Below are 16,317 nucleotides of genomic sequence, written 5' to 3'. Positions count from 1 at the left end.
ATTCGATTGATGTGTACGATCCTCCCGCGAAGACGCCGGGTGCCGAATGGTCTGCGCATGCCTCACGAAAGAGATGCGGTGCAGTGGACGGCGGGGGCGGGCTGAGTTGGCGAACGCGCCATGCGCGTTGGCATGACGCGCCTGCCAATGGTGAAATTTGCTGGGAAGGGTCGACGTGTAGCGACGACGCGACCGGCACGTGTCATCTCCACCGTCAAGCGCTTCGGCTCATGCCCCCCGCCCCGGCAAAGCCACCTTAAAAACCGAGCGGCTACGGCGCCACCTTGCACCTGCGTCGCTTCTTCGCCGCAGGCGGCGTCCCGGTCGGCGCAGCCGTGATCAGCAGGGCGCCATTGGCCATCGTGATGCGCACCTTGCCACCCACGGCGAAGCCGATGCCTTCCAGTCATATGCCATACAAGCGCAGGCTCGGAACCTGCCGCCCAACGCGCATGCCGTTGCGCTCCACATCGTAGTAGCGATAGCCGATGGTGCACTGCTTGGGGCGGCGAGGAACCAGACGCCTGGCGGCGGGAGCTTCGTCGGCTTCGGTAGGCGCAGACGATGCCGAAGCGACATCAGGCCATGGCTGTGGCGACTCATTGGACGCGACTACAGCAGACGCAGACGCTTCGGCCTTGGACTGACGAAGAGTTGCCTTACTCCTACTGCGTGGGGATGGAGCGCTCGAACGAACGGGAGTCTGACGGGGCATGACGTTCTCCTTTTGAGTGGAGTCCGCCAACGCGAGACCAATCGAGGTGGCGGACGGTGCGGGTTGGTCTACCGGTCAAAAGGCAACCCGGCGGCCCGAAGGCCCCACGCACAGCCCGCCATTGAAGAGCAAGCAGACCCAACGCGAAGTCGAGGCAACAAAAAAGCGCCTGACATGGACGAAGGGCGCTGGTGCGCCATTTGATTTCGGGAGACCAATCACGCTGCAGAATTTGCCGCAGCAAACAAATAGTCTCGATCAAGAGCGACTTGTCAACACCAAAATCGGCTAGGTCCAGCCATATGGATACACGGCAATACTTCTGGGACGGCCAGTTATGAATCCTTGTTCTTCAACCAGTCGCCGCTCCAGAAGACGGATATTCTCAGATAACCCAACCTTTGCACCCTCCAACCTCTTTGCTCGATCCGATACCGCCTTTCCGCTAAAAAACCGCTGTATATAGTCATCAACGGCTGCTTTGGTGCCAGCTATCTGACCATGCCAATCATTGGCAAAAAAAGGAATAGAAATTGGAAGGGTTCTATGGCAAGCCACCGCCCGCAATGGATAAAGGCCAATTATTTCCGACATACCCCTGTCAAAGGTAAGAAATGCGGGAAAGAAAAAGCCAGCACGATCATCCAGATTTAAACTAAACCTGTACTCCATTTGCCGCACATGAAACAAGTCCCACGCCATATTCCGTAGATAATCTATACTCTTTCCATTGATCTTACCAAAAAAACTAGGAAGTTTTTTTGAGCTGAGTAACCAACGACAAAGAACAAGCTCGCGACCAGCAATGCATGCAAGAATTTCATGGCAAAATTCGGTAAACTCCCCAATGCGTCGATCTATCGAAGCACTACTATCATTAAGCTTCAACATCACTATTTTCAATAGGCAGGCATATACAAATTGATACTGCCGCGCCAATCCCTCTAGAAACTGTTTGTTGCGCGCGTAATCAGAAAGACGCGACATGTGAGTGCCAGCACTTTGAGATAATTCTTGTATATTTAGGCGAGAACGCACCTCTCCACGATCTTGTAAAGCCTCTTGATCAAGAGTCCGAAGCACCTCGTAAGCAAGTATCTTCTCATAAATTTTCAGATCAACACCGGCGACCACCCCTACCTTATCAATATTCTCCAAAAGATATGGCATTGCATCCACGTTGACGTCAGGGCGAGCAATGAAAGAAAATACATCTTTCAAATCAAGATCGATATTGTCCGCGTCTCGCCCGGAAATATAAGGATGAAGATGGCTAACTGCTTGCGTATCAAGCGCAATCGAGAAGTCAAAATGGAAATTCGCAGAACCTGAAAGCATGTCGCGATATACGTTCTGATCAAGCACCAATACGGGGGACGCACCGAATACAGAACTAACTGTCGCGCCATGTGCAAATTCTCGTTGAATAGCATGAGATGGCAAGGTACCAAATTCATCACGAAGAAGAAATTTCCATTCAGCCAACTGATCGTGATGGATAGCATAGAGCTGGAACGCATCGAGTGCCGTGGAGGCATTGCAAATTGAATTAATGATATTACTAGTCGTTTCGTCGACTAAACTAGACATTATAATCTCCAGATAAATCATTTACGTTGTATGTGATCAGCGCCATACATGCGTCGTCGCCGTCGCCGCGATAAGCTAGTCTCGCTTATCGGGTACATGCAACAGGGCGCAGCGCTGCGCCACAGCGGCATCGATCAGCAATGTACGCCCGGAGAACTTAGGCAATACTTGTTGCTCCAGCCACGCCGGCAGCATGGCACCCTGTGTGGGGGTCCTTGCGTTCAGTCGACAGAACGCCGAGCTCCAGCTCCATGACGGTGATGGTCGATGTGAAGAGATCAGCGGCATCGACGCTTTCCGCTCATGCCGACACATTCGAGCCGACTTGCCGAGCCGCACTTACGCAAGTCACACAGCACATTGGTTGAGCACGTACGTTACGGAAGATCAACCGACCGGGCTCCAATCGTCACTCGCAGCGGCTCGAACTCGATGTCCGCACGCCCGGCATCGCCAGCGCATCGGCAATGTTGGGCCGCTGCCTGGTCAGCCGTTGGTAGTCCTCGAAGCTCAACAGCACGTGCGCAGGCCCGTCTCGATCCGTCATGAACACTGGACCATTCTTAGGGGCCTTCTTTGCCCCGTGTCACGTCCTGACTGAGTTCCCAACTGGACAGGGTTGTGATTGCTATAGGACGCCTCCTGTACTAACGCAATGTAGTTACGTTACTACAATGGAGGACGGAGCAATGACTGACTAACGCAATGGGCGACGGGCATCATCAGCCAAGCAACCTACCCTGCCAAGAATGGGTCAGGTTTACTTCTAGCATCCGCTTACTTTCAAGAGCGACAACATGCAATTGCCTTTGCAAGCTCTTGTTAGCTACCAAAAATCGCCGCCACCGCCCCACATTGCCCACGCAGCTATCACTATCAGGACTAGTCCCCACACCCCATGCCAGTTAACCTAGTGACAGGCGAGAGGAACTATATGGCACGGGGCACAGACTGGTCGCATGAAGAAGTGGAGGCCTGCGTCGCCGACTACTTGCACATGCTCACGCTCGAACTGAACGGCCAGCGGTATAGCAAGACCGCCCATGCACGTGCGCTGGCCGAGCGGCTTGACGGGCGCAACAGGGCCGCCATCGAGTTCAAACATTGCAACATCAGCGCAGTCCTTCTCGCACTCGGCTACCCGTACATTGATGGCTACAAGCCGCGTGGCAATTACCAGACCCTGTTGTTCGACGTAGCGGGAAGTCAAACGCAGTCGAACGATGCACTACAGGCCGCCGCTCAATCCGCCGTGCTACGACCTGCCGTGATGATTGCCCCAGAGGATACGGAAACCGTATGGGTTCCGGCACCGACAGCGGCACGGGTACGAGAGACATCACCTATCTACCTGCCCCGATTCTCGCCTATGCAACGTGACTACCTGGCACAAGAAGCGAGGAATCAATCGTTGGGCCGGGCCGGCGAGTTGTTCGTAATAGAGTTGGAAACCCGCCGCCTTCATGCAGCTGGCCAGAAACGCCTGGCCAATCGGGTCGAACACATAGCCGCTTCTCAAGGCGATGGCCTAGGCTACGACATACTCTCCTACGAGACCGATGGCCGAGAACGACTCATCGAGGTAAAGACCACCGCGTTCGGCATCCTGACTCCATTCCATGTCAGCCGCAATGAACTGGCGCGTTCGGAAGTCGATGCTGACAAATACCGCCTCTATCGTCTCTTCGACTTCCGTGCAAAACCACGTCTATTCGATCTACCCGGCGCTATAGCTTCGCATTGCCATCTCGAGGCAACCATGTACATCGCGCGCTTCTAAGACGACGGCCTCACCAACACTACAAGAATGGGATCAGGCTCACTTCCAACGTCCGCTCATCTTGAAGAGCAGACAGCATGCGATTGCCTTTTTGCATGCTAATGGTGGGCCCACCAGGATTCGAACCTGGAACCAAAGGATTATGAGTCCTCTGCTCTAACCGTTGAGCTATAGGCCCGGACGCGTCCGGAGCGGGCGGGCGATGCGTCCGCCGCCGGCTTGGCGCCTCTGGCGTGCATGCAGAGGAAGGCGCCGAGGCGGGCGCGAGTTTAACGTCTGAGGTGGTACCTTGTCTTGCTGGCAAGGTCGCTAGAGCGGAGATGCTCGGGTTTGCGGACGACATCAACTTACTACAAGATAGCCCGCCGGCACCTCACTAGCTGAGGAAGAGCCTTGTTTGGCTTTCAGGCCGGCACTGGCGTGGGAGTGATGGGGCCAGCGCCATAGCGGCACGAAGCACTACCGGCCGACCGCTGTTGTCCAAGTAATGCCTGATGCCATTCCCGCCGAGGAACTCCAGCTGACCGGCGGCCAGCCTTAGACGCGGTACCCATCGCAATCGCAACGCAGCCCGCTGCATGAGCGCAGGCCCACCGCTCCGCAGAGCGCATCACCACGCGTCGCTGCAAATATGCGTAGGGGCATGAGACAGCGCCCTCTCGGTGCCGATCACGTTCGCGATCCAGATCCCGCGGACCCCGGTTTCGCTCACGCTGGCCACAATTTTGTACAAACACTTGAGCCAGTTCCTAGCCCACTGGACCGTGGGATCCCCGGCCAAGCCGAGCGGCAGGTCGTGGCGCATGGCCGGCACGCTACCGGCCGCCGTCCTACCGGCCGAGATGCGCGCCTGAAGATTTTTGGATGCGATGTGCAGCAACAGGAGACCGCAGTTCAGGTGGCGGCTTGTGTTGCTACGCTCCCGTCAATCTGCAGTGTCCGCTGCCGCGCGGCATCTGGGAAAGCTAGTTCGTCGATCCGAAGTCCCTTGAGACCAACTCGAGCCGCGCAGGTGCACACCCCCTTGTCGTTCGAAACGATGAGCTTCGCACCGTTTGCTTTGGCAATCGCAACTATCTGCCTGTCGATCTTCACTCGCTGCCAGGCTTCGCTGCTGCCATCCTTTTTGTCACCGCGCCACAGGGATGCCGCATCCATCTGCGCCGCTTCAAAAGCAGCTGCTAAATCGAAATCAGCCATCTTTATACAAGCGCGCCTGTCGAGCGCACCAACAAACTCAAGGGCAGCTTGATCTGCCTTAACCAAATACTCAGCGATAGCGGGGGTTGGGATGATCACCTTGCCCCTCCGCTTGTCAATTTCCTCAAGCAGATGATTGAGCCGGATCTTGTCATCACCATCAGGACCGGTGAGGCAAGTCAACGCGTTACAGTCAAGCGCGACAAACAACGGAATCACATCCATGTTCATTCAACTCCCCGGAGCTCGCGCCACACCGCTTCTGGATCTTCCACATCGACCCAACCGTTGCCTGGAATAGCTATCAAGCTCGCCATCACTTCCGCCGCTGGCGTCTGGTCGAGCTCGTCGTAACCATCCACCACGCACTTGCCACTCTCGGGAACCCAGCCGTCTTCAGTACGTTGCCAACTGCCATGAACGCGAAGGCGCACAAGCCCCGTGCGAAAGTGGCGCAGCAAATCTCGCGCGAGCGTCTCGTCACGCACCACTAGGCTGTGGTCGCGGCTGAGCTGGTCGCGCAAGTACAAGTGCATCGTATCGTCAGCACCCCGAAGGCCAGTGACAACGCCGTCGACATCGCCACGCTTCTTTATCGAAATAGTGTGCATGGACAACTGCTCCTCAGAGCGGAACAAGCAAAGCACTTTGTCAGTATTGTCCCTCAGCTCTGCTGTTCTGAAACCATCACGCCCGAGCATGCTTTCGATGCTCTTAAGGTGTCTCCCCGGCCGGCTCGCGGGCTTGTACTTAGCCTCCTGAATGCGCTTCCAAGCGCGCTCACGCCGCCGCGCCGGAACTTTGCTTTTAAGACCAATGCTGGCGTTCTTGATTCCAACAAACACAGGCTTGTTCTCTAGCCCGAGCAACTCGGCGAACTCCTTCAGATAGTCAGCAAGCCTATCCATCGGCAAGGTCGCAGGACTGCCACCTGGGATCCGCAGCATGTAGGTCCATCTTGGCGTGGCAACCATTCTCTGCTCCCTGAGCTCGAGCACCCGAAACCGCTCGCGCGTTCACTACAAGCTTGCCATGATGGGAGCTCAGACGCACGTCCTCCGCCCTGGCAACGACGACGCTAGCGAGTTTGGAGCTTAATAGCGCCGGGAGCTGTCTACGAATTCGGCCGCTAGATACCGGCGAGGCTTGCTCAAGGCTCGCGTGTTGAACGGCCACCTTGATCCCGTGTCCGGCATGGCCAGTATCGCGCCGGCGCCGGTCTGGCGATATCAGCGACCGGCTCAATGATGCATCGGAAGATTCCGCCCCCGGCGTCAGCGGGGTCATTTGGGGCATCAAGGGCGCTGAGAATAGCCTAGTTTTTTTTGCGCGATCGACTGATCTTCCATCTCAGGAATCTCCTAGCAGCCTTATGGGCGAAACTCTCATAAGCGAATTCCACGTGAACCGCGTATGCGGTGTTGTAGCACTCGAAGAGCTGAAATTGCGCCTCGCCAAGTTTCTTGAACCAAACCTTCAATTCAGCCGACCCATTTCGCGGAGGTTCGTTACCAAGAAGCTCGGCGACGATCTCGCAGGAGGTGGCGGCGTTGTGAAGTGGCATAAGCAAACGCGAGTCCACTACGTTCTCCAATGGCACGGCGCGCAAGGACTGAGCGAATTGTTCGAAAAGCTTACGCTGGGCACCATACACAAGATCACGTGGCTCCTCGTTGGGCACTATGCCGAAGAAGGTCTTTATTCGCCCGGCTTGCGTCGCAGCCTGCTTAATGCGCTCTAGGAACACCTCTGTTCGACGGGCGACCGCGCGCCGCTCTTGGCGTGTGGCGAGACGGGCTGCGAAAAAGATGGCCGCCCCAGCAAGCAACGCCTGAAGGAAAGCGGCCCATACCGACCAGGCCTCCGGCCGCTCGCAGAGCGTCCACACAACTGGGATACAAAGTTCAGGTGCTGGCATGCGCTCTCGTCCTTGGCTCAAGTGCCAAGCATGCATCGGCTTGCAACACCGCTCAACGAGGAGGACCGATCAGGGGCACATCTCGTAGTGGGGCCGATACGCGGCACCGCTGGCCGCGCACGCGACGTAGCTAAGCACGCAGCCGCCCTGCCCTCAATCCTCCAACCCCAGCACCAGCACCGCCAGCGGCGGAATGGTCAACGTCAGCGACGCCGGATGCCCATGCGCACCGACGTTCTCGGCCCGCACGCTCCCACCATTGCCGGTGTTGCTGCCGCCGTAGATCTCACTGTCCGAGTTCAGCAGTTCGCGCCAGCGGCCGCCACGCGGCACGCCGATCCGGTAGCCGTGCTGCACCTGCGGGGTGAGGTTGGCCACCACCAGCAGCGGGGTATCGCCGCTGCGGGCCTTGCGCAGGTAGGCGAACAGGCTGTTGCCGGCGTCGTCGCCGATGACCCAGGCGAAGCCTTCGGGTTCGTCGTCGCGGGCGTGCAGTGCGGGGTGTTCGGCGTAGAGGCGGTTGAGGTCGCGGACCAGGCGCTGGATGCCGCGGTGGTTGGGCTGGTCGAGCAGGTGCCAGGGCAACACGGCGTCGTGGTTCCACTCGGTGGGCTGGGCGATCTCGCAGCCCATGAACAGCAGTTTGCGCCCGGGGTGGGTGTACATGTAGCCGAGATAGGCGCGCAGGTTGGCGAAGCGCTGCCAGTCGTCGCCGGGCATGCGTCCGAGCAGGGAGCGCTTGCCGTGCACCACTTCGTCGTGGGAGATGGGCAGCATGAAACGCTCGGAATACGCGTAGACCATGCTGAAGGTCATCTCGCCGTGGTGGTAGCGGCGGTAGATCGGGTCCAGTTCGATGTAGTGCAGGCTGTCGTGCATCCAGCCCATGTTCCACTTGTAGTCGAAGCCCAGGCCGCCGTGGGCGAGGTCGGCGGTGACACCGGGCCAGGCGGTGGATTCTTCGGCGATGGTCATGGCGCCGGGTGCGTGCTCGGCCACCACCTGGTTGAGCCGGCGCAGGAAGGCGATGCTCTCGTAGTTCTCGCGGCCGCCGTGGATGTTGGGCACCCACTCGCCGGCGTTGCGGCTGTAGTCGCGGTAGAGCATGGAGGCGACGGCGTCCACGCGCAGGCCGTCGACGTGGTAGCGCTGCAGGAACTCCAGCGCGCTGGCGATCAGGAAGCCGGAAACTTCGCGACGGCCGTGGTTGTAGATGAGCGTGTTCCAGTCGCGGTGGAAGCCTTCACGCGGGTCGGCGTGTTCGTACAGGGCGGTGCCGTCGAAGTGGGCCAGGCCGTGCGCGTCGGTGGGGAAATGTGCCGGCACCCAGTCGACGATGACGCCGATGTCCTCGCGGTGGCAGCGGTCGACGAAGCGGGCGAAGCCTTCCGGACTGCCGAAGCGCGCGGTGGGCGCGAACAGGCCCAGCGGCTGGTAGCCCCAGGAGCCGCCGAACGGATGCTCTGTGACCGGCAGCAGTTCGATGTGGGTGAAGCCCATGTCGGCCACGTAAGGAATCAGCCGCTCGGCCAGCGCGTCCCAGTCGAGCATGCTGCCGTCGGCGGCGTGCATCCACGAGCCGGCATGCACTTCGTACACGCTGATCGGCGCCTGCGGGGCGTGGCGGCGCGCGCGCGTGGCCATCCAGGCGTCGTCGCGCCACTGGAACGGCGCGGGGTCGGCGACGATGGACGCGGTGCCGGGCGCCAGTTCGGCCTGGCGCGCGACGGGGTCGGCCTTGGCCGGCAGTTCTTCACCGCGCGGGCCGCGCAGGGCGAATTTGTAGCGCGCGCCGGGGCCGATGCCGGGCACGAACAGTTCCCACACGCCGGCCTGGTGGCGCAGGCGCATCGGGTGGCGGCGCGCATCCCAGCTGTTGAAGTCGCCGACCACCGCCACGCGCGAGGCGTTGGGCGCCCATACCGCGAAGCGGGTGCCCTGCTCGCCGTCGACCTCGACCACGTTGGCGCCCAGCGCGTCGGCCAGGTGCAGGTGGTGGCCTTCGCCGATCAGGTGCAGGTCGAAGTCGCTCAGCTGCGGGCCGAAGGCATAGGCGTCGGCGGTGTCCTGCTCGCCGCCGGGCCAGCGGATGCGCAGGCGGTAACGGCCCTCACCCGGCAGTTCGGCGTGGAAGAAGCCTTCCGGGCCCTGCTGCAGCGGCACTTCGCTGCCGTCCTCCAGCACCGCCAGCACCGCATCGGCGCCCGGCTGGTAGCTGCGCAGCACCCGCGCATTGCCGAGGCGATGCACGCCCAGCACGGCGAACGGGTCGCCGTGGCGGGCAGTGGCGAAGGCGCGTTGCGTCGCGTCGTCCCAGACGTGGACGGCATCACTCATCGAATCGACTCCTGGGGCGCGGGAAAGCGGTCGAGTATGCGCAACAGTCCCTGTATGGGCACCATGATCCATGCCGGGCGGTTGGCGGCCTCGTAGCGAATTTCGTAGCAGGCCTTCTCGATCAGGAACAGCAAGGTGGTGGCCTCGAACGCGGCCGGCGCCACCCACGGGTGCGGACTGGCATCGAGCACGGCGCGGTAGGCGGCCAGGAAGGCGGCGCTGGCGCGGCTGCGGAACGCGGCCAGGTATGCCTCCTGCGCGGTATCCAAACCCGCGCCCACACGCGCCGCGGTGCCTTCCTCGCCGCGTGCGGACACTTCGCTGGCGTAGTCCAGCGAGCGCAGGAAGCCGGCCACGTCGTGCAGCGGGCTCGCCTTGGCGCGGCGTTCGTCCAGCGACTTGGCCGGCTCGCCTTCGAAGTCGATCAGCACCACGTCGTCGAATGCGACCAGGATTTGGCCGAGGTGGAAATCGCCGTGCACGCGGGTCAGCAGCGCACCGGACAACAGCGACGGCGCCTGCTGCAACCAGGCATCCAGGCGCGCGCGTTCGGCCAGCAGGCTATCGACCGCGGCGTGTTCAGCCGGGTCGTCGTTGGCATCGCGGTGCGCCAGCAGCGTGTCCCACATGGCCTGCACTTCGTGCACCACGCCGTCCACCACCTGCTGCGCGGCGGTCACATCCACGCTCTGCGGCACGAAGGCCGGTGCATCGGTGGGCTGCGCCAGCAAGGCATGCAGTTCCGCCAGGCGCCGTCCCACGATCGCCGCAAAGGCGTCGTAGCTCGCCACGATCTCCAGCCGCGCGGCATCGTCCTGTGCCGCGTCGTATTCCTCGGCGCTACGCGACAGGTGATCCAGGGTCCAGCGCCAGGCATCGCCCTGGTTGCGCACGAAGCCCTGCAGCAAGGCGAGCGTGGTCTCGCTGCCGTCGGCCTCGACGCGCGCGACATGGCCCAGCAGTGGCGCGGCGTTGGCGTAGCCCAACGCGGTGAGGCGCTCGCCGATCTCGATCTCCGGATTGATGCCGGCCGACACGCGCCGCAGCAGCTTGAACACCGCCGCGTCGCCGACGATCAGCGAGCTGTTGCTCTGCTCCGCCGACAGCCAGCGGATCTCCGGATCGGCGGGGATGTCCACGCGCTGCAGTGCCGCGGTGGGACAAAAACGAATGCGCTCGGCGGCTGTCTCGTTGCCGGCGTCGCCGTCCACGCGCAGTTCCGCCTTGTCGCGCAATGCGGCGAGCATGCTCAGGGTAAAGGGCTTCAGCGCGAAGGCGTCAGTCAGGTAGCCGACCTCGCGGCCGTGGCGCACGCGCGCCAGCGCCAGTTGCTCGGCCAGTACGCTCGGCTGCTCGCGCTCCCAGACGATGCCCAGCGGCAGGATGTAGCGCTCGTGGGCGCCGTCGTCCAGCTCCGCCTCGATCTCCAGCAGGGTCAGGCCGTCGCCGCCGGACAGCGGCGTGCGCCGGGCGATGCGCACGCTGCGCAGCGCGCGGTCCTTGGCCGCGAACCAGCGCCGCGTGGACAGCCACGTCGGCAGGATGTCGCGCTCCAGCGTCGGCAGGTGCGCCTGCAGGCCGGCGCTGTCGACCGTGCTGCGCAGCACCAGGGTCTGGTAATCCGGCAGCGGCACCGGCGCCGGCACGTGCCAGTCCGGCAGGGTGGCGTTGCCGACCAGTTGGAAGGCGTAGAAACCGAACGCCGGCACGGTGAGCAGGTAGGTCAGGCGCCCGATCGGCGGGAAGCTGCCGCCGCCGAGGATGTCCACCGGCACCCGGCCCTCGAATTCGGACAGGTCCAGCTCCACCGCCTGCAGCGTGTGTGAGAGGTTGGCCACGCACAGCACGGTCTCGTCCTCGTGGCAGCGCAGGTAGGCGAGCAGGCGGCGGTTGCCCGGATACAGGAAGCGCAGCGCGCCGCGGCCGAACGCACGGTAGCGCTTGCGCACCGACAACACGCGGCGGGTCCAGGTCAGCAGCGAGTACTGGTCGCGCTGCTGTGCCTCCACGTTGACCGCCTGGAAGCCGTACAGCGGATCCATGATCGGCGGCAGCACCAGCGCGGCGGGATCGGCACGCGAGAAGCCGCCGTTGCGGTCGATCGACCATTGCATCGGCGTGCGCACGCCATCGCGGTCGCCGAGATGGATGTTGTCGCCCATGCCGATCTCGTCGCCGTAGTACAGCACCGGCGTGCCGGGCATGGTCAGCAGCAGCGAGGTCATCAGTTCGATGCGGCGGCGGTCGCGCTCAAGCAGCGGTGCCAGGCGCCGGCGGATACCGAGGTTGATGCGCGCGCGGCGGTCGGCGGCGTAGGTCTGCCACAGGTAATCGCGCTCGGAGTCGGTGACCATCTCCAGGGTCAACTCGTCGTGGTTGCGCAGGAAGATCGCCCACTGGCAGCTCTCCGGGATCTCCGGGGTCTGGCGCATGATGTCGGTGATCGGGAAGCGGTCTTCGCGGGCGATCGCCATGTACATGCGCGGCATCAGCGGGAAGTGGAACGCCATGTGGCATTCGTCGGCGTTCTCGCCGAAGTATTGCTGGGTGTCTTCCGGCCACATGTTGGCCTCGGCCAGCAGCATGCGGTCCGGGTATTCGGCATCGAGCGTGGCGCGGATGCGACGCAGGATGGCGTGAGTCTCGGGCAGATTCTCGTTGGAGGTACCCTCGCGCTCGATCAGGTACGGCACCGCGTCCAGCCGCAGGCCATCGACGCCCAGGTCCAGCCAGAAGCGCATCACTTCCAGCACGGCTTCCATGACCGCCGGGTTGTCGAAGTTCAGGTCCGGCTGGTGCGAGTAGAAGCGGTGCCAGAAGTACTGGCCGGCTTCCGGGTCCCAGGTCCAGTTGGACTTTTCGGTGTCGCAGAAGATGATGCGAGTGCCGGCGTAGTCCTGGTCGCTGTCGGACCACACGTAGAACGCGCGCTCCGGCGAGCCGGCCGGGGCCATGCGCGCGCGCTGGAACCAGGGATGCTGGTCGGAGGTGTGGTTGATCACCAGCTCGGTGACGATGCGGATGCCGCGCGCGTGCGCCTGCTCCACGAAACGCTGGAAGTCGGCGATGCTGCCGTAGTCCGGATGCACCGCCATGTACTCGGCGATGTCATAGCCGTCATCGCGGCGCGGGCTGGGGTAGAACGGCAGCAGCCAGATCGTGTCCACGCCCAGGTCGGCGATGTAGTCGAGCTTGGAAATCAGCCCGGGGAAGTCGCCGATGCCGTCGTCGTTGGAGTCGAAGAACGACTTGACGTGCACCTGGTAGATGATCGCGTCCTTGTACCAGCGCGCATCGCCGGCCGGTGCGCGCGGCTCGAGGTGGGGAGACGACGGCGCGGCGACATTCATGCAGGAACTCCGGCGCGGATGCGCCACAGGGAGAACGGCCGCGACGGATCGAGGCGGATGTGTTGGGTCTTGCCGTACCAGGTGAAGTCGTGGCCGTCCCACAGGTCGCGCACGGCGACGCTGGCATGGTCGGGCAGGCCCAGCTCCCACAGCGGCACTTCGATCTGCGCGTTCTGCGCCGCATGCGGATCCAGGCTCACCGCCACCAGCACCAGGCTGCGCCCGCGCGCCAGATGCGCTTCATCGAGGAACTTGCCGAAGTACAGCACCTGCTCGTTGTGCGCGACGTAGAAGCGCGTGCCCAGGTGCGACTGCAGTTCCGGATGCTGGCGGCGCAGCAGGTTGAGGCGGGTGATCTCCTCGACGATGTCGCCCGGTGCGCGCTCGGGCCACACCCGCAACTGGTACTTCTCCGAATCGAGGTATTCCTCCTTGCCCGGCAGCGGCGTGGCCTCGCACAGTTCGAAGCCCTGGTACATGCCCCACAGCCCGGAAAGCGTGGTCGCCAGCGCGGCGCGGATCAGGTGCCCGCTGCGGCCGCTGTGCTGCAGGAACAGCGGATTGATGTCCGGCGTGTTGACGAAGAAGTGCGGGCGGAAGCACTCTCTGGGCGCACCGCTGTTGAGCTCCTCGATGTAGGCCTGCAGTTCGGCCTTGTGCTGGCGCCAGGTGAAGTAGGTGTAGGACTGCGAGAAGCCGACCTTGGCCAGCCGGTACATCGGCTTGGGCCGGGTGAAGGCCTCGGACAGGAACACCACCTGCGGATGGCGCCCGCGCACTTCGGCGATCAGCCATTCCCAGAACGGGAACGGCTTGGTGTGCGGGTTGTCGACGCGGAACAGAGTGACGCCTTCGTTGACCCAGAACAGCACCGCATCGCGCAGTGCGTTCCACAGCGCCGGCACCGCGCCGCTGGCGTAGAAGTCGACGTTGACGATGTCCTGGTATTTCTTCGGCGGGTTCTCCGCATACGGGATGGAACCGTCGGCGCGCCAGGTGAACCAGTCCGGGTGGTCGCGCAGCCACGGATGGTCCGGGGCGCACTGGATGGCGAAATCCAGGGCCAGCTCCAGGCCATGCTCGGCCGCGGCGGCACGCAGGCGGCGGAAACCGTCGAGCCCGCCCAGCTCGGGATGCACCTCGGTATGTCCACCTTCGGCGGAGCCGATCGCATACGGGCTGCCGGGTTCGCCCGGCTCGGCGGTCACCGCGTTGTTGCGGCCCTTGCGGTTCTTCTCGCCGATGGGATGGATCGGCGGCATGTACAGCACGTCGAAGCCCATCGCCTGGATGTGCGGCAGCCGTGCGATCACGTCGTCGAAGGTGCCGTGGCGCTGCAGATCGCCGCTCTGCGAGCGCGGGAACAGTTCGTACCAACTGGCGAAGTGCGCGGCGCGGCGTTCGGCCTCGACCCGGAAGGTCATCGGATATTCGGTGCGGAACGGCTTGGCGTCGGCACGCGCCATCGCATCGGCGGTGTCGGGTTCGAGCAGCAGCTGCGCCTTTTCGGCCAGGTCGTCGGTGCGGGCGATGCGGGTGGCGATGGCTTTCAAGCGCGTTGCCAGTGCACCACGGCTGCGGGCGCGCGCCGCCTCGACCTGGGCCAGCGCCTCCTGCACGTCCACCGGCAGCAGCGTGCCGGCGGCGCGCTTCTTTTCCAGGTCGGCATGGGTGGTGGCGTACACATCGCGCCAGGCCTCGATGCGGAACTCGTAGCGGCCCATGCGCTGTAGCGGGAACTCGCCGCGCCAGCGGTCGTTGCCTAGGGCACGCATCGGCGCGCTCGACCAGGTACGCGCGTCGGCGGCGCGCCACAACAGCGCCACGGCGATGCGGTCGTGGCCGTCGCAGAACGCATCGGCTTCCACGCACACGCGGTCGCCGACCGTGCGTTTGACCGGGAAGCGCCCGTCGTCGACCGATGGCGTCACCGCCTCGATGCACACCCGCGCCTCACCGGCGGCGACCTCGGCCGGGGTGCGTGCACGCGCGGCGGTCAGCACCGGGCGCGCCGGCAGGCTGCGATAGATGCGCACCTCGCCCGCTTCCAGGGTGCCGCCCTGCTCGCCCTGGATCGGCTCGCCATGGTCGCTGAGCAGGCCCTCGCTGTCGCCGAGCAGGCGCAGCAGCGCCGGCCCCGGTACCGGCAGCAGGTGGTCGCGGTCGCTGTTGAGCAGCACCAGCCATGGCGCGGCGTCCAGCGGTTCCACCGCCACCGCGGTGAGCGCGCCATCGCGCAGCAGCGGACGCAGGCGCAGCGACGCGGTGGCGTCGGGTAGCGATTCAGCCGGCGCGGACGCATCGCTCTCGGAGGATCCGTGCTGCGCAGACGTGGGCTGCCCGTGTTCCGTCAATGTGTCCTGCGCGGCGATCGCCCAGGCCCCACCGAACGCCGCGGCCAGGCGCTGCCGCTGCGCGCGTGGCAAGGGCAGCGGCGTATGCGAGGCCGTCTCGGCGTCGACGGTGGCGACCACGCAACGCGCCAGCGCACGCAGGGCGCTGTCCTCGTCGAAGAACCAGTCGCCGCGGCCGTCCCACCAGGCCAGCGAAGAGAACGCGGCATCGAAGCCGGCGCCGGCCAGGCCGCGCAAGGCATCCAGGCCCAACCCGGGCGTCCAGGCCAGCAGCCGCGCCTGCGGTGCCTGTGCGTGGACCCCCTCGATCAGCGTGCGCCACAACGGCGCCGGAATGCGCTCTGGCTGCAGCACGCGGAAGCCCGCCACGCCGCTGCGCAGCCAGTCGACCAGGCGCGCACTCCACCACTGCGCCAGGCCCGCCCCTTCTTCGGCGGAGGCGAAGCGGCCCACCGCGATGTCCGGCGCGGCGCGTTCGGCGCGCGGATCCGGCAGCGCCGAGCTGCGTGCGCGGAACCAGTGCGGGTGTTCCTGCAGCAGGCGGCTGCCGCCGCCGATCTCGTCGATGCGCAGATCCAGCAGCACGCGCAGCCCGTGCTGCTCGGCCCGCTGCAGCCAGTGGCGCAACTGTGTCTGGCCCGCCGCGTCGTCGGCTGCGGGGTCGTGAAGACGGCCTTGCGCATCCTGTGCGAACGGATTGGGCAAGACGATGTGATCGCAGCCCTGTGCCTGCGCCGCCGCCATGGCCGCGTCCAGCGCGGCCGCATCGTGAGGAGGAAAGAGGGACAGCAGGCAGACATGCATTCGTATATCCCGTTCGGCGTGGTGAGGAGTACGCGATCCAGACCGCAGCGGCAGCATCGGCAACCCGGATCAGCCGTGTCACTAGGCGCAAACGGGTGCGACTGCAATACGCCGCGTTCGCTATCGGATCAGGCGCCGAAGCGACCATGACCCTCGGCGGCACGCGGCAACGTCACAAGACCACAGGGGATGCCAATAAAACGTGTTCATGGCATTAAGTCAGCGCATACGGGGCGCGCCCGCGCGCGGAATGGAATGGCGCCAACGCA

9 protein-coding genes and 1 tRNA gene are annotated in these 16,317 nt (G+C 63.6%); 1 reads left to right on the top strand and 9 read right to left on the bottom strand.

Features of this window, described 5'->3' with window-relative positions:
* Window positions 1-1,003: 1,003 nt before the first annotated feature.
* Window positions 1,004-2,305, bottom strand: coding sequence for a hypothetical protein (locus tag AC1PLR_RS03470; RefSeq protein WP_481102684.1), 1,302 nt, complete (start codon window positions 2,303-2,305; stop codon window positions 1,004-1,006).
* 409 nt (window positions 2,306-2,714) lie between these two features.
* A complete protein-coding gene (locus tag AC1PLR_RS03465; protein WP_481102683.1) occupies window positions 2,715-2,852 on the bottom strand; it encodes a hypothetical protein in 138 nt (45 codons plus the stop codon).
* 450 nt (window positions 2,853-3,302) lie between these two features.
* On the opposite strand from AC1PLR_RS03465, the gene AC1PLR_RS03460 reads away from it, so the two are divergent.
* The gene (locus tag AC1PLR_RS03460; protein WP_481102682.1) at window positions 3,303-4,085 is read left to right on the top strand and encodes a protein NO VEIN domain-containing protein; all 783 of its coding nucleotides are present in this window, start codon (window positions 3,303-3,305) and stop codon (window positions 4,083-4,085) included.
* Window positions 4,086-4,187: 102 nt separating this feature from the next.
* Here AC1PLR_RS03460 and AC1PLR_RS03455 read toward each other — a convergent pair.
* From AC1PLR_RS03455 to AC1PLR_RS03425, 7 genes are all read right to left on the bottom strand, one after another.
* Window positions 4,188-4,263, bottom strand: a tRNA-Ile gene (locus AC1PLR_RS03455).
* Window positions 4,264-4,979: 716 nt separating this feature from the next.
* Entirely contained in the window at window positions 4,980-5,510 is a 531-nt protein-coding gene (locus AC1PLR_RS03450) for a hypothetical protein (RefSeq protein ID WP_481102681.1), read from the bottom strand.
* 2 nt (window positions 5,511-5,512) lie between these two features.
* Window positions 5,513-6,259, bottom strand: a complete 747-nt coding sequence (locus AC1PLR_RS03445) for a hypothetical protein (RefSeq protein WP_481102680.1) — start codon at window positions 6,257-6,259, stop codon at window positions 5,513-5,515.
* A gap of 341 nt (window positions 6,260-6,600) precedes the next feature.
* Window positions 6,601-7,203 (bottom strand): hypothetical protein, encoded by a 603-nt coding sequence (locus tag AC1PLR_RS03440; protein ID WP_481102679.1) that lies wholly within the window; start codon window positions 7,201-7,203, stop codon window positions 6,601-6,603.
* Window positions 7,204-7,356: 153 nt separating this feature from the next.
* Window positions 7,357-9,540, bottom strand: a complete 2,184-nt coding sequence (glgB, locus tag AC1PLR_RS03435; RefSeq protein WP_481102678.1) for a 1,4-alpha-glucan branching protein GlgB — start codon at window positions 9,538-9,540, stop codon at window positions 7,357-7,359.
* A complete protein-coding gene (treS, locus tag AC1PLR_RS03430; protein WP_481102677.1) occupies window positions 9,537-12,890 on the bottom strand; it encodes a maltose alpha-D-glucosyltransferase in 3,354 nt (1,117 codons plus the stop codon). The genes glgB and treS overlap by 4 nt, the downstream gene beginning before the upstream one ends.
* Window positions 12,887-16,048, bottom strand: coding sequence for a maltotransferase domain-containing protein (locus AC1PLR_RS03425; protein WP_481102676.1), 3,162 nt, complete (start codon window positions 16,046-16,048; stop codon window positions 12,887-12,889). Before AC1PLR_RS03425 ends, treS begins: the two co-directional genes overlap by 4 nt.
* Between the last annotated feature and the right edge of the window lie 269 nt (window positions 16,049-16,317).

This window comes from Xanthomonas sp. NCPPB 3570 (assembly GCF_056725115.1).
This window is presented reverse-complemented; position numbering and strand designations above follow the sequence as displayed.

Coding starts and splice junctions, on each gene's coding strand:
- AC1PLR_RS03460 (WP_481102682.1), top strand. CDS start 3,303: ATGCTCACGCTCGAACTGAACGGCCAGCGGTATAGCAAGACCGCCCAT.
- AC1PLR_RS03450 (WP_481102681.1), bottom strand. CDS start 5,510: ATGGATGTGATTCCGTTGTTTGTCGCGCTTGACTGTAACGCGTTGACT.
- AC1PLR_RS03425 (WP_481102676.1), bottom strand. CDS start 16,048: ATGCATGTCTGCCTGCTGTCCCTCTTTCCTCCTCACGATGCGGCCGCG.
- AC1PLR_RS03465 (WP_481102683.1), bottom strand. CDS start 2,852: ATGACGGATCGAGACGGGCCTGCGCACGTGCTGTTGAGCTTCGAGGAC.
- treS (WP_481102677.1), bottom strand. CDS start 12,890: ATGAATGTCGCCGCGCCGTCGTCTCCCCACCTCGAGCCGCGCGCACCG.
- AC1PLR_RS03445 (WP_481102680.1), bottom strand. CDS start 6,259: ATGGTTGCCACGCCAAGATGGACCTACATGCTGCGGATCCCAGGTGGC.
- glgB (WP_481102678.1), bottom strand. CDS start 9,540: ATGAGTGATGCCGTCCACGTCTGGGACGACGCGACGCAACGCGCCTTC.
- AC1PLR_RS03440 (WP_481102679.1), bottom strand. CDS start 7,203: ATGCCAGCACCTGAACTTTGTATCCCAGTTGTGTGGACGCTCTGCGAG.
- AC1PLR_RS03470 (WP_481102684.1), bottom strand. CDS start 2,305: ATGTCTAGTTTAGTCGACGAAACGACTAGTAATATCATTAATTCAATT.